The organism is Saccharospirillum impatiens DSM 12546 (assembly GCF_000423605.1).
Taxonomy (GTDB): Bacteria; Pseudomonadota; Gammaproteobacteria; order Pseudomonadales; family Natronospirillaceae; genus Saccharospirillum; species Saccharospirillum impatiens.
This window is the reverse complement of record NZ_AUIH01000012.1, coordinates 111,877-124,843: the sequence shown is the minus strand read 5'-3', so window position 1 is coordinate 124,843 and position 12,967 is coordinate 111,877. Positions and strand designations below refer to the sequence as shown.

Below are 12,967 nucleotides of genomic sequence, written 5' to 3'. Positions count from 1 at the left end.
ATAATGCTCTTCGATTTCCACAGAAAGACTCCCCGTAAATTCGGTATGATCAAGTCCTGATTATACTGGATTTCCACAGGAAACTACGAAGAGCCATTTTCTGAATCCGGAGTTGTTTGCACCGCGCGCGTTACGGCAGTTTTTTAACGACAATCTGCTGGTCAGCCTGTTTCTGTATTTTGTGGTCTCGACCCTCAGGGGCTTTACGCTGATACCCTCAACGCCCTTTGTGCTGGCCGGTATTCTGGTTTTTCCGCCATTGCCGTTGTTTCTGGTTAACCAGCTCGCGGTCTATTCCTCGTCGGCTATTGTGTACCTGATGGCCCGCCAGGTGCGGTTCGACCAGTACTTTCATCAACGATACCCTCGCCAGGTTGAGCGTTTGACTCGCCTGCTTCACAAGCGCGAACTGCTGGTGATCAGCCTCTGGGGGTTCGCGCCTTTTGTGCCCACCGATATGATCGTCTACGTGTGCAGCGTGCTTAGAATCCGATTGTGGAAAACCTTGCTGGGTGCGTCTATCGGTGAAGGGGTTATTTGCGCGATTTATATTTTCGGCGGCTCTCATGGATTGAGCCTGTTGCTTGGCGCTTTTTAGTCGATCACGTTAAGTCGGACAGTTTTAGTCGGGCGTTTTGGACGCCCAGATCGCCAGCCTGTGGCGCATGGCCTGCTGTGAAATCTGGTCGTTGGGCAGCGGCTGAATCACCTTGTCGTGCACCAGCAATCGGTAGATGTATTCGATTTTTTCTTCTGCAGAATCGGTCGCTTCAAATTCGACAACGCCCCTCGACTCGCCATAGGTCTTGCCCATGGCAATGGCTTTTTTGACCAGTTCTTTTTCATTTTTGAGTTTTTTCATGCCGGTGTCCTGATGACTGGTTGGTGTATTCTGCTGTAAAGGCGCCGGAGAGTCGGTACCGGGCTGGGGGTCAGTGTAACCCGGGCCGGGCTGTCGTCCAGTCTGTCGGTTTCATTTGAAGAGCGACCTGCCATACTGGACTCTGTCAGCAGCGGCAATGTAAAGGAAGACCCTATTTATGGCATCGGAACCTCGGGGGAAAAACTGGAAACGCATTGTGAATGCCGTCTTGTCTCCGCAGCCCGGCGTCAGTGAACGCGTTGCACCAACGACCCCCGCAGCGGTGCCGGTGCTCTGGTTGCTCGGTAAAGTGCAGTCGGGAAAAACGTCGATCGTTCATGCCATTACCCGCCACCCCGAAGCTGAGATCGGCGCGGGCTTTAAACCCTGTACGCGTCATGCCCAGTCCTTCGATTTTCCAGCCGAGCTGCCCCTTGTGCGCTTTATCGACACGCGCGGCCTGGGTGAGGTGGGCTATTCACCGGAAGACGATCTGGTGGCGCAGGAACACCAGGCCGATGCCCTGATTGTGGTGGCCCGGGCGATGGACCCGCAGCAGGATGAGGTGTTTGAACAGGTTACCCGGATTCGCAAGCACCACCCCAACTGGCCTTTGGTGCTGGTGCAAACCCGCCTCCACGATGCCTACCCGGATGACCGTGACCACCCGGCTTACGTGGAACTGCACCGTGATACCGACCTGGTGGATCTGCAACGTGCCCTGATGACGCAGGCGGCCCGGCTGGACAACGTGCCCGGTGATGGCCCGGTACATGCGGTCGCGGTTGATCTGACGCCCCCGGAAGATGGCTTTTCCGATCCGGATTATGGTCTGGAAGCGTTGCTGAGCGCGCTGGACGAGGTTCTGGACTCGGCACACAGCGAGCAACTGCGCAGTCTGCAGTCATCTGACGCGGATGACCGGCTGCGCCAGGTACATCCGCATCTGATGGGTTACGCGACGGCAGCGGGACTGACCGATTTGATCCCGCTGGCGGGTTTTGTGACGGTACCGACGCTGCAAGGCAAGATGTTGCACTCCATTGGGCGTATCTACGGGCTCGACTGGGACCGGCGCAGTCTGGCTGAGTTCGGCACCTCGCTGGGCTCCGGCACCCTGGTTGGCATTGGTGCCAGTTTTGCGGCGCGCCAGTTGGGTAAGCTGGTCCCGGTGTATGGGCAATCGGTTGGTGCTGTTGCTGCCGGAACGGCCAGTGCTGCGGTCACCTATGCCCTCGGCCGGGCTGCGTGTTATTACCTGAAACAGTCGGCTATGGGCAAGTCAGACCCCACGGGCGTTGCCAATGCGTATCGTGGCTCGCTGCAAGAGGCTTACCGGCTGTTTCACGACCGAATGCGCAGGGAGCATCATGACCGCGAAACCTAAACCTCGCCGGCAGGGCCCGCTTATTCTGGTGATTGGCCTGGTGTTATTGCTGATGCTGTTGCCCCTGGTGCTGTTGATTCCGCTGGGTGGTCTCTGGTTGTGGCAACAGGGTTGGCTGCTTTACTGGCTGGTGTTCACGGCGCTGTTGACCGGTGGTGGCTACGGCCTGGTGCATCTGTTGCAGCGGCGCCTGGCTGGCAATACCAAAGAGCCCACAGAAGACACCGAGCCGGTGTCCCCGCCCGAGGCTGACTGGTCGCCGCAGGAAATGGCCGCCTGGGCTGAGGTGCAGCAGTTGGCAAGGGATACCGACAAGATCATTCTCGGCAGCCAGACGTTGCTGTTGCAGCGCGCTCGTGTCGTCATTGAACAGGTTGCCCGTCACTACTACCCGGACCACAAAGACCCGATCTGGAATTTCACCTTGCCCGAGGTGCTGTTGCTCAGTGAACGGGTCAGCCTGCGGCTAAGGCTGGTTCTGGGTGACCATGTACCGGGTTCCAGCCACATTCAGGTTGGGCAGGTTATGCGGCTCTGGCACCTGGGCAGCGCCAGTCAGTCGTATTACAAAGGGGCGAAAACCCTGTATCGACTGGTGCGAGTGGTTAATCCGGTGTCGGCCGTGCTGGCGGAAGTTCGGGAACGATTGTTGAATGTCGCCTTCGACCGCACCACCGACTATTTGCAGCAGAAGGGTGCTCGTATCTGGGTGGAAGAAGTCGGCCGGGCCGCGATTGATCTGTACTCAGGCCGATTGCAGGCCGATGCCGGTCAAATGGCCAGGCTGGCCGGGCAGGAGCAAACAATGCGCCCGCCGCCGGGGCCGGTTCAGGTGCTGGTTGCCGGTCAGCTCAAGGTGGGTAAGTCGAGCCTGGTGAATGCTTTACTGGACGACACCCAGAGCGCGGTCGATGTGCTGCCGATGACCGCCCGTGCCGAACGCTATCAATTGAGCGACGAAACCGGCGAGCCGTTGGCGATGCTGACCGATACCCCTGGCGTCAGCCGGGAGCTGACGGCGCAGGAGTGGGGCGCTCAGCTTGAAGCGGTTGATTGCATCTTATGGGTGGTGTCTGCGCACCGGGCCGACCGGGCACTGGACCGTCAATCACTGGATGCCATTCGCGACTGGTTTCGGAATAACCCCAGCCGCCGACAACCGCCAATACTCGGCGTAGTCAGCCACATCGATCGCTTGTCGCCAGCCCGGGAGTGGTCGCCACCCTATGATCTGGATGCGCCTGCGTCTCTCAAAGCGACGGCGATCAAGGAGGCACTGCAGCAGATCGCGACCGATCTCGCCCTGCCGGTTACCGATCTGGTGCCGGTGCGGCTCGATCAGGGCGCGCAGGGCTACAATCTGGACCTGCTCTGGAGCGCCGTATATGAGTGTCTGGAGCAGGCCCGCCACGGTCGCGCCCAGCGCCTAAACCGGCTTGCGCGCAAACGCGACTGGAAAGCCGTTATGCGCCAGGCACGCGGCGCCGGTCGCCTGATTCGCCAGGGCCTTAACCGCTGAGCCTGCATGCGGCAAAGGCATCTGAACCAGCGCACAGTTTGAACCTTTGCCGCTTGCGCAAAACCGCGTCCTGGCTAATTCTGGGGCTCTCGCGGCACTCTGCCCCCTTCGCTGCTTACAAGGCTCGGTTCACTCATGTCTGCACAACGGTTTCATCTGGTTTGCCTGGGTTTTCAGGACTCGGTCTCCAACAAAACACAGCTCAGCCTGACACTGAAGGAGCAACTTAAACTCTCCGATGCGCAACTGGCCGACCTGATGGCCAGCCGGCGCACGGTGCTGGCTCGCAACCTGCCGGAAGAGAAAGCCCGGCAGTGGGCTAAAAAACTGACCCGGGCGGGTCTGTCCATCGAGGCAGAAACGGCGACGGCGAACCAGAAAATATCGGCCGAAGAACTTCGCCAGCACCTGCTCGATGGCGGGCTCAGCCACTATTTTGCCGGCCGCTACCGACACCCGGACGAAGAGCTCGACACCCGGTTCAGTCTGCTGGTTCTGGCCGCCATCCCATTGGCCATCTACCTGTTGCTGCCGTTGATTGCGCTGTTGCTGATCTTGCCGTTGTTGTCGGTTTCGGTCTGGGGCAGCCAGCCCGGTGCGGCTTTGTCTCAGTTAGTCATCGCTGGTCTGTTGCTGGTGCCTGTGGCCATATTTCGGCCGCGCAGGCAACCAGAGGCCGGGTTGGAGCTGGACCCGGATACCGAATTACTGTTGTTTGCGCTGACGCATGAGATCACCACTTACCTGAATTCGGCCCCGGTGACGGCCGTGCGCATCAGCGATGCCCCCTTCGTGACGGTGCGCCAGAGTTCAGTGCAGTGGCTGCGGCGTCGGTGCGAGATCGAGATTGGGCTGCCCTATCTGCAAGCGGTAACGATGCAGCAACTGACGGGTGAACTGACCCGGCAATTGGGGGCGCTGGCCCCGCCCTTTACGTACTGGACCTGGGGAGCGTTCAACCAGTGGCAGCGCATCCTGGCGCGGCTAAAACCTGCCTGGTCGGATGCCCTGATGCTGCGAATCGCGCCTGTGGTTGAACACCTTCAAGCGCGTCAGGAAGCCATGATGCAGACGCTGATCGGCCACAAGGAAGCCCGGCAGGTAACGCGACTGACTCGTAAACTGAACACCCTGACACCGACCTGGCCGGATTTTAAGTCGTTCTGCGCTACCCTGGGCGTCACGGCCGACCAGTGGCCGGAGTGGATCGGTCCGGCAGAGTCGGTTCCAGACGCAGATGAGGAGTCCAGCCAGGGTCAGTTCCGCATGACGTCGCCCGCTACCTGGGTTCTGTCCAATGCGGCAGGGTATCAGAAGGCGTTGCACCGGGAAGCCGGCGTACGGGTGCCTGCCAGCGCGTTGCTGAAGCAATACCAGACCTACCAGAAACACGGCCAGCGAGTCAGCGCTACGGGGATTGCGGTGGATGCCCTGGTACCACCGGCCGGCGCGTTCAGTGGTAAAACGGTTCGGCCGATTCTGGTGATGCGTCATTACAATGCCACCCGCTCTACCCAAAAGGCTGCCATGGCACATGCCCTGGGCCTGCAAAAGAACCCACCCAAGCAGGACCTTGCGTCGCTCACCCAGCGCTGGCGCAGCAGTGCCCAGGGCCTGTGGCCCAAAGCCGCCCTGTCACACCCCAACCTCGCGTTGGGCCGGGCCCTGTTCTCGGCATTGCAGTCAGCGCAGCAATTGCACCTTTGGGCGGGTTTTGAGCCGGGCAGTGACGAGGCAAAATCGCTGCGCGATCGCCAGTTAGCCAGGCTGTACCTGAACTGGCACCAGGCCATGCGTAAGTTGCCAGCGTTGCCAGTCGGCGCTGTAACTGGGCGGCAAAGCCTGTCACAGCAACTGGTGCTGCCTGAGCAATGGGAATCCGCGTTGCGCCCCGGGACTGATCGCTGGGTCAATACTCTGCAAATCTACTGGACGATGGTGGCAGGCAGTCTGCTAAACTCTGGTGCTGAAACAGAGACTGAGCAGGCTGCGGCCTGAAGTACGCAGATGAAACCCTGGCAATCCGTGCTCGATTTCTGGTTTGGCGATCAGGAGCCCCCCGAGCCGCACTACCAAAAGCGCTGGTTCAGTGGTGGCAAGGAAACCGACCGGCACATTGCTGATCGTTTCGCCACGGATCACCAACGCGCCGTCGACGGTGAACTGACAGCCTGGCTCGAACACCCGCAAGGTCGTTTGGCGCTGATCATTATGGTTGATCAGTTCAGTCGAAACCTCTACCGCGGCCAAGCCGAGGCCTTTGCCTGGGATCCGCTTGCCTTACAGTGGAGTCAGCAGGCGATCGACAATGGCCATTTAAGCCTGCTCGGCATGAGCGGCCGGATGTTCTGCCTGATGCCGCTGATGCACGCTGAATCGCTGGATTGCCATCAGGCGCTGGCGCAACAAATCGACCAACTGCTTAGCGACTACCCGAGCGCGCGCGACGCCTTGTCGGGTTTTCACAATTCTGCCAGCCAGCATCGCGTGATCATCGAACAGTTCGGTCGCTACCCACACCGTAATGCTGTTTTGAATCGGTCATCAACCCCGGCCGAGCAAGACTATTTAACCCGGGACGGCGCTCGTTTCGGGCAATAAACGATCAATGTTGGGCTATAATTAATGCCCAAAACCATTCAGCTGTTGGAGATACCATGTTTAACCCCAAAACCCTGTTCGCACGGCTTCGTTTATTGCTGTTGATGCCCTTGTTGGCCTTCACGGCGGTGGTTGCCCAGGCGGAGAATCTGACAGAAGACGACGTTAACCAGATGGTGCGTGATTACATTCTGGAAAACCCGGAGATTGTCATGGAGGCCATCGGGATTTTGCAGGAGCGGGAGCAGGCCGCACAGGTCGCCAGTCAGAATGAATTGCTGGCATCAGTTGGCACCCAGTTAACGAATGGGGCTAACGATCCGGTCGGTGGCAACCCGGACGGTACCGTGACCCTGGTTGAATTCTTCGACTACAATTGCGGTTATTGCAAACGCGCTTCGGATACGGTTAAAGCGCTGACCGAGGCCAACCCGAATTTGCGGATCGTGTATAAAGAATGGCCCATTCTCTCGGAAACATCCGTCACAGCAGCACGGTTTGGCCTGGCGATTAATGAACTTCATCCGGATCAATATCAGGCGTACCACGATGCCCTGCTGGCACGCCCCGGCAGTCTGGGTCAGGATAGCGAAATCTGGCAGGTGATCGACTCACTGGGGCTCGACCGGGCAGAGTTAGAAGAAGAAACCAAGGCCGACTGGGTGCAACAGACGCTGGCAAGCAACCAGGCGCTGGCACAACAGTTGAACATCACCGGTACACCGACGTTTGTCATAGGTACCGACATCCTGCGTGGTGCCTATCCGCAAGCTGACATTCAAGCCGCTATAGACGCCAACCTACCATAAAACCGGCCGGGGCATTGATTGTGCGCGGATGAGTTGTTTTACACCTCATCCGCGCTTTGTCAGCAACGCTCTGCGTCAATCCTATCCCTACGATCGCCGCCCACCAGTCTGCATTACGTCGATTCGCGCTTGCGCGATACCCGCTCGTTCTGTGCCTGAATACGTGTTAACCCGTCACTGATGACGGTGTGGGCCAGTTTGGACCCTTCGCTTGCTTTCAGGCTGGTCAGATCAATGGGCGGGTGGATGATCACATCGATGGTGCCGGGCAGTTTGACAAAGCGTTTGTTGAGCCAGAAGTCACCGGAGTTGTGGGTCACCGGAATAAGCGGCACCCCCGCTTCTTTGGCCAGTCGTGCGCCCCCTTGCTGAAAGTTTCGAACCTTGTGAGGTTCCGCTCGGGTCCCTTCCGGGAAGATGAGCACGAAAATGCCGTCGTTCAGGCGCGGCACACCCTGCTCCAGAATCTGGTTCATGGCCCCGACCCGGTCGGTCCGGTCAATCGCAATGGGGCGCAACGTGGAAAACGCCCAGCCAAAAAAGGGTATTTTCAACAGACTGCGTTTAATAACCTGGGTTTGGGGGCGAAACAGGCGTTGCAGGAAAAAGGTTTCCCAGGCTGACTGGTGATTGGAGACCACCACGCCTGCCTTGCCGTCGAGATTCTCAAGGCCGGTGATACGGTATTTGATGCCCAGTATCCAGCGGCTGGCAAATACCGTGACTTTGGCCCAGGTACCGACGACAAAGTGATAGCGCATCCGGTAAGGCAACAGATAGGCAAACAACGTGCAAAACGTTGCCCACAGAATGGTAAAGGGCCCGTAGAAGCAGGCGTAAAAAACAAAGGTTCGCAGGTAGGCCAACCACATAGCGTCAGCTCTCGCCAGGTTAAAAGTGGCGCCCAGTGTACCGACAAACGGTGTCCGGACGATGTCGTTTAAGTGAATTTAGCCTTTCCCGCGGGGAAGAGACGCAGACCGGTAGCGGCCTGCGTTCACACCGGCCTATTGGCTCTGCAACACTGAGATATCGGCTACTTTGAGGAACAACTGCCGCAGCTTCGACAAGACCGCCAGGCGATTGCTGCGCAGCGCGGCATTGTCGGCCATGACCATGACGCCGTCAAAATAGGCGTCAACGCTGTCGCGCAGGGTGGCCAGGTGTTGCAGTGCACCCTGGTAATCCACGATGGCCAGCATGGGTGTGATTTCGGCCTCTGCTGCCTGAATGGCTTCCCAGAGCGTGCTTTCAGCGTCGTTCTCAAACAGTGTCGTATCAACCTGATCACTGACGCTGCCTTCGGCTTTTGCGAGCAGATTTGATACCCGTTTATTGGCGCTGGCCAGGGCTTCGGCTTCAACCAGATGACTGAAACTGGCAACGGCCTTGACCCGCCGGTCGATGTCCAGCGGCCGGCTCGGGTTCAGTGCCCGAACCGCCTGAAACACGTCGTGGCGGAACCCGGCATCGGCGTACCAGGCGCTGAACCGGTCGAGGGCGTAGTCAACTACCTGACTGACCAGCGTATCGCGTTGCGGCAGATCGGTGTGCTGGTCGGCAGCGAAGGTCACCAGGTCGACCAGATCCAGATCCAGATCCCGCTCAACCAGAATGCGTAACACGCCCAGGGCGGCGCGGCGCAGAGCAAAGGGGTCTTTGGTGCCGGTGGGCGGCTGGCCGATGCCGAACAGACCGGAAAGGTTGTCCAGCCGGTCGGCCAGGGCGACGGCCATACCCGCGCGGCTCAGCGGCAGTTCGTCACCGGCACCGGCTGGTCGGTATTGCTCGATGATCGCCTGAGCGACAGCCTTGGGTTCGCCATCATGCAACGCATAGTAGTAGCCCGCGATGCCTTGCATGTCGTCAAATTCAAACACCATGTCGGTGACCAGGTCAGCCTTGGCCAGCCAGGCGCCGCGCTCGGCCTGCTCTATGTCATCGCCCAGTTGCCGGGCAATCTCACCGGCGATGGCGCGCAACCGGGTGGCTTTGTCGTACATGGAGCCCAGTTGCTGCTGAAAGGTCACTGATTTGAGTTTCTCGACCCGGTCGACCAGCGGCGTTTTGCGGTCGGTGTCCCAGAAGAAGGCCGCATCGGCCAGGCGCGGTCGAATCACCTTTTCGTTACCGGCGATGACCTGAGCCGGGTCTTTGCTTTCCAGGTTGGCGATGAACACGAAGCGGGGAGCCAGTTCGCCCTTGCTGTCGTGTGTCGGGAAGTACTTCTGGTGTTCCTGCATTGAGGACACCAGCGCTTCTGCAGGCACTGACAGGAAGCGGGATTCAAAGCTGCCGATCAGGGCGACGGGCCATTCGTTCAACGCCGTCACTTCATCGAGCAGGTCAGGGTCAATCACGACCTCGACGCCTTCGGCCCGGGCGATTGCCTTTGCCTCGGTGGCAATATAGTCCCGGCGCTCATTGAAAGACGCCAGCACCTTGCCCTGTTTGCGCAAGGTGTCGGCATAGGCGGCGGGCGCTGGGATGTCCAGATTAGCGGGCGCGTGAAAGCGGTGGCCGCGGCTGAAACGACCGGATTCAATGCCATAGATAGTGGCGGGAACCACCTCGTTGCCGAGCAACATGACCAGCCATTGTACCGGGCGCACGAATTCGTCGCGGCTCATGCCCCATCGCATGCGCTTGGGAATGGGCAGGGCATCGAGCGTTTGCTGTACCAGTTGCGGCAGCAAGTCGGCCGTGGCTTTACCCGGTTCAACACCCCGGTAGACCAGCCATTCGCCTTTGTCGGTGGCCATGCGCTCCAGGGCATCAACACTGACGCCATTACCACGGGCAAAGCCCTCGGCGGCTTTGGTTGGGTTGCCATCGGCGTCGAACGCCGCTTTTACTGCCGGACCGCGGCGTTCAAAGGCTTCGTCCGGCTGGGCCAGTCCCAGATCGCGAATCAGCACGGCCAGGCGGCGGGGTGCGCCAAAGCGCTCGGTGTCGCCAAAGCTCACGCCGGCGTCTTTCAAACGTTGAGTCAGTCCGTCGGCAAAGGCATCTTGCAGCGGTTTCAGTGCCTTGGGCGGCAGTTCTTCGGTGCCCAGTTCAATCAGAAAATCAGCCTGTGTCATGTGGTCTTAATCCTTGTTCTCGGCACTGAGAATGTCGTCGCGCAACGCTTTTGGCGCCATCGGGAACCCCATGGCCTTGCGTGCTTCATAGTAGGCTTTGGCCACATCCCGGGAGAGGGCGCGAATGCGCAGAATATAGCGCTGACGTTCGGTGACCGAAATGGCGTGACGAGCATCCAGCAAGTTGAAGGTGTGACCGGCCTTGAGGATTTGCTCATAGGCAGGCAACGGCAAGTTCAGGTCGATCAGCTTGCGGGCTTCTCCTTCGTGGTACTCGAACTGACGGAACAGGTTGTCGACGTCGGCGTGTTCGAAGTTGTAGGTCGATTGTTCGATTTCGTTCTGCAGGTAGACATCGCCATAGGTGACCTTGCTGCCATCGGGGCCGATCGTCCAGACCAGGTCGTAGACATTGTCGACGTCCTGAATGTACATCGCCAGGCGTTCCAGGCCGTAGGTGATCTCGCCCGAGACCGGGTAGCATTCAATGCCACCGACCTGCTGGAAGTAGGTGAACTGAGTCACCTCCATGCCGTTCAGCCAGACCTCCCAACCCAACCCCCAGGCACCCAGTGTCGGGTTTTCCCAGTTGTCTTCGACAAAACGAATGTCGTGCACCAGCGGGTCGACGCCAATGGCTTCCAGCGAGCCCAGGTACAGTTCCTGAATGTTGCTCGGGTTTGGCTTCAGAATGACCTGATACTGGTAATAATGCTGCAGACGGTTCGGGTTCTCGCCATAACGGCCGTCAGTGGGGCGACGTGACGGCTGCACATAGGCCACGTTCCAGGTTTCCGGTCCAATGGCGCGTAAAAATGTGGCCGGATGGCTGGTCCCGGCGCCGACTTCCATATCCAGAGGCTGCAGGATGACACAACCCTGGTCGGCCCAGTACTGCTGCAGCGTCAGAATAAGGCCCTGGAAGGTCTTCAGATTCCGGGCTGTGGTGGCGTTTTGGGGTGGTGCTGTCGATGGCGAGTTCTGTTCAGTCACAGCGAAACGTCCTGATGTCGGAAGGTCAAAAATCAAACGCCGCATTATACATAGGCGGTGGGGCGGGGTCACTGTGGCTGGAGAGCCGGGAGCGGCTGCGGGTTTCTGCCAAAGCCGGCTTCTGGCCTTTTAAGGGCGAGCAGCGGCTTTAGCTGCGCCAGAATTGAGGCGAGAACAGCACCAGCAAGGTGAAAATTTCGAGGCGACCTAGCAACATGGCGACGCACAGTACCCATTTGGCCATGTCCGGGATGTTGGCGTAGTGGCTGGCAACGTCGCCCAGACCCGGGCCGAGGTTGTTCAGGGAGGCGGCAACGGCCGACCAACTGGTGACAAAGTCCATGCCGGTGGCCAGTAACGCGAACAAAATCACTCCGTAGATGAGGATGTACATGCTGAAAAAGCCCCAGACGGCTTCGATCACCCGATCTCCGACCGGGCGTTTGCCGATTTTGATGGGAAACACGCCGGCGGGGTGAATCAGCCGCTTGATCTCGCGCAAGCCTTGCTTGAGCAGCAACATGGTCCGAATGACTTTAATGCCACCGGCGGTCGATCCGGCACAGCCGCCAATAAAGGAGGCGAGAATCAGGAAAAAGGGCAAATACAACGGCCAGGCCGCGAAATCGGCGGCGCCGAAACCCGTAGTCGTCAGCAGGGAGACTGATTCGAAGAGGCCGTAGCGCAAGGCCTCGCCGGGCGCGTAGACGCGCGTCAGAATCAGTGTCACCGTGGTCATTACCACGAAGACCAGTAAAATGACGATAAAAAACCGGTATTCGGGGTCGAGCAGGTACTGCTTGATGCTGCGGTTGCGCCAGGCCACAAAGTGCAAACCGAAATTGGCGATCGACAACACCATGAACACCACCGCGACCATTTCCACGGCGATGCTATCGAAGTACCCGATACTGGCATCGTGTGTGGAAAAACCACCAATGGCCACGGTCGAGAAACTGTGAGCGATGGCATCAAACAAACTCATGCCAGCGGCCCAGTAGCCCAACGCACAGGCGATGGTTAGCGCGAGATAAATGTACCACAGGGCTTTGGCCGTTTCGGTTATGCGGGGCGTCAGTTTGGTGTCTTTGACGGGCCCGGGGGTTTCCGCCCGGTACAGCTGCATGCCGCCAATGCCCAGCATCGGCAAGACAGCAACGGCCAGCACAATAATGCCCATGCCGCCCATCCATTGCAGTTGCTGGCGATAGAAGAGCAGGCTTTTGGGCAGGCTGTCCAGCCCGACCACGACGGTAGCGCCCGTTGTGGTTAGCGCGGAAAAGGCTTCAAAAAAAGAGTCGGTGTAGTTGGTGGTCGCGGCCGGCGCCAGGTGAATCGGAATGGAACCGGCGAGGCCCAATACGATCCAGAACAGCACGGTAATGACAAACCCATCGCGGGTGCGCAATTCACCCCGGTAGTGGCGAACCGGCATCCAGCTGACAAAGCCAGCGATCAGCGTCAGCAGAAACCCCAGAATAAAGGCATTGTGAATGCCATCCTGATAATAAAAAGACACCAGTACGGACGGCAGCATCGACAGGCTGAATACCATCAACAGCAACCCAAGAACCTTGATGGTCATCCGGTAATGCATGGTTCGATTCAACTCCTACTGCATGGTTTAAGGGTCTTGATGCCGCCAACGTAACAAGGGTTGCAGGGGCGCTTCATGTAACAGCGGGCAGGACGCCCGCGTCCCGCACTCATGCC

Annotated in this window: 11 protein-coding genes; 6 read left to right on the top strand and 5 right to left on the bottom strand. The window is 58.9% G+C overall.

Going from position 1 to position 12,967, the window contains the following annotated elements; translation table 11 throughout:
- The first annotated feature begins 112 nt into the window (after nt 1–112).
- A complete protein-coding gene (locus G565_RS23785) occupies nt 113–598 on the top strand; it encodes a TVP38/TMEM64 family protein (protein WP_051207769.1) in 486 nt (161 codons plus the stop codon).
- Nucleotides 599–622: 24 nt separating this feature from the next.
- Here the strand turns inward: G565_RS23785 and G565_RS0110560 are convergent, their stop codons facing one another.
- A complete protein-coding gene (locus tag G565_RS0110560; RefSeq protein ID WP_028670896.1) occupies nt 623–862 on the bottom strand; it encodes a DUF5062 family protein in 240 nt (79 codons plus the stop codon).
- Nucleotides 863–1,040: 178 nt separating this feature from the next.
- Here G565_RS0110560 and G565_RS0110555 point away from each other — a divergent pair, with 178 nt between their 5' ends.
- The 5 genes from G565_RS0110555 (at nt 1,041) to G565_RS0110535 (ending at nt 7,178) form a co-directional block, all read left to right on the top strand.
- On the top strand, nt 1,041–2,249 hold the full coding sequence (locus tag G565_RS0110555; RefSeq protein ID WP_028670895.1) for a YcjF family protein: 1,209 nt from the start codon (nt 1,041–1,043) through the stop codon (nt 2,247–2,249).
- Nucleotides 2,233–3,768, top strand: a complete 1,536-nt coding sequence (locus tag G565_RS0110550) for a GTPase family protein (RefSeq protein ID WP_051207768.1) — start codon at nt 2,233–2,235, stop codon at nt 3,766–3,768. The genes G565_RS0110555 and G565_RS0110550 overlap by 17 nt, the downstream gene beginning before the upstream one ends.
- A 135-nt stretch (nt 3,769–3,903) precedes the next feature.
- Complete coding sequence (locus G565_RS0110545) at nt 3,904–5,766, top strand: hypothetical protein (protein ID WP_028670893.1); 1,863 nt, start codon at nt 3,904–3,906, stop codon at nt 5,764–5,766.
- Between the two features lie 9 nt (nt 5,767–5,775).
- Nucleotides 5,776–6,369 (top strand): DUF924 family protein, encoded by a 594-nt coding sequence (locus G565_RS0110540; protein ID WP_028670892.1) that lies wholly within the window; start codon nt 5,776–5,778, stop codon nt 6,367–6,369.
- Between the two features lie 56 nt (nt 6,370–6,425).
- Entirely contained in the window at nt 6,426–7,178 is a 753-nt protein-coding gene (locus G565_RS0110535) for a DsbA family protein (protein ID WP_051207766.1), read from the top strand.
- A 113-nt stretch (nt 7,179–7,291) separates the two neighbouring features.
- On the opposite strand, the gene G565_RS23780 is transcribed toward G565_RS0110535, so the two are convergent.
- From G565_RS23780 to G565_RS0110510, 4 genes are all read right to left on the bottom strand, one after another.
- The gene (locus tag G565_RS23780; protein ID WP_051207758.1) at nt 7,292–8,050 is read right to left on the bottom strand and encodes a lysophospholipid acyltransferase family protein; all 759 of its coding nucleotides are present in this window, start codon (nt 8,048–8,050) and stop codon (nt 7,292–7,294) included.
- A 135-nt stretch (nt 8,051–8,185) separates the two neighbouring features.
- On the bottom strand, nt 8,186–10,261 hold the full coding sequence (glyS, locus tag G565_RS0110525; RefSeq protein ID WP_028670890.1) for a glycine--tRNA ligase subunit beta: 2,076 nt from the start codon (nt 10,259–10,261) through the stop codon (nt 8,186–8,188).
- Between the two features lie 6 nt (nt 10,262–10,267).
- Entirely contained in the window at nt 10,268–11,254 is a 987-nt protein-coding gene (glyQ, locus tag G565_RS0110520; RefSeq protein ID WP_028670889.1) for a glycine--tRNA ligase subunit alpha, read from the bottom strand.
- 148 nt (nt 11,255–11,402) lie between these two features.
- On the bottom strand, nt 11,403–12,851 hold the full coding sequence (locus tag G565_RS0110510) for a TrkH family potassium uptake protein (RefSeq protein ID WP_028670888.1): 1,449 nt from the start codon (nt 12,849–12,851) through the stop codon (nt 11,403–11,405).
- Between the last annotated feature and the right edge of the window lie 116 nt (nt 12,852–12,967).

Bases quoted from the DNA above. Each gene is read 5' to 3' on its own strand.
- G565_RS0110560 (WP_028670896.1), bottom strand. From the start codon at position 862: ATGAAAAAACTCAAAAATGAAAAAGAACTGGTCAAAAAAGCCATTGCC.
- G565_RS0110555 (WP_028670895.1), top strand. From the start codon at position 1,041: ATGGCATCGGAACCTCGGGGGAAAAACTGGAAACGCATTGTGAATGCC.
- G565_RS0110550 (WP_051207768.1), top strand. From the start codon at position 2,233: ATGACCGCGAAACCTAAACCTCGCCGGCAGGGCCCGCTTATTCTGGTG.
- G565_RS0110545 (WP_028670893.1), top strand. From the start codon at position 3,904: ATGTCTGCACAACGGTTTCATCTGGTTTGCCTGGGTTTTCAGGACTCG.
- G565_RS0110540 (WP_028670892.1), top strand. From the start codon at position 5,776: ATGAAACCCTGGCAATCCGTGCTCGATTTCTGGTTTGGCGATCAGGAG.
- G565_RS0110535 (WP_051207766.1), top strand. From the start codon at position 6,426: ATGTTTAACCCCAAAACCCTGTTCGCACGGCTTCGTTTATTGCTGTTG.
- G565_RS23780 (WP_051207758.1), bottom strand. From the start codon at position 8,050: ATGTGGTTGGCCTACCTGCGAACCTTTGTTTTTTACGCCTGCTTCTAC.
- glyS (WP_028670890.1), bottom strand. From the start codon at position 10,261: ATGACACAGGCTGATTTTCTGATTGAACTGGGCACCGAAGAACTGCCG.
- G565_RS0110510 (WP_028670888.1), bottom strand. From the start codon at position 12,851: ATGCATTACCGGATGACCATCAAGGTTCTTGGGTTGCTGTTGATGGTA.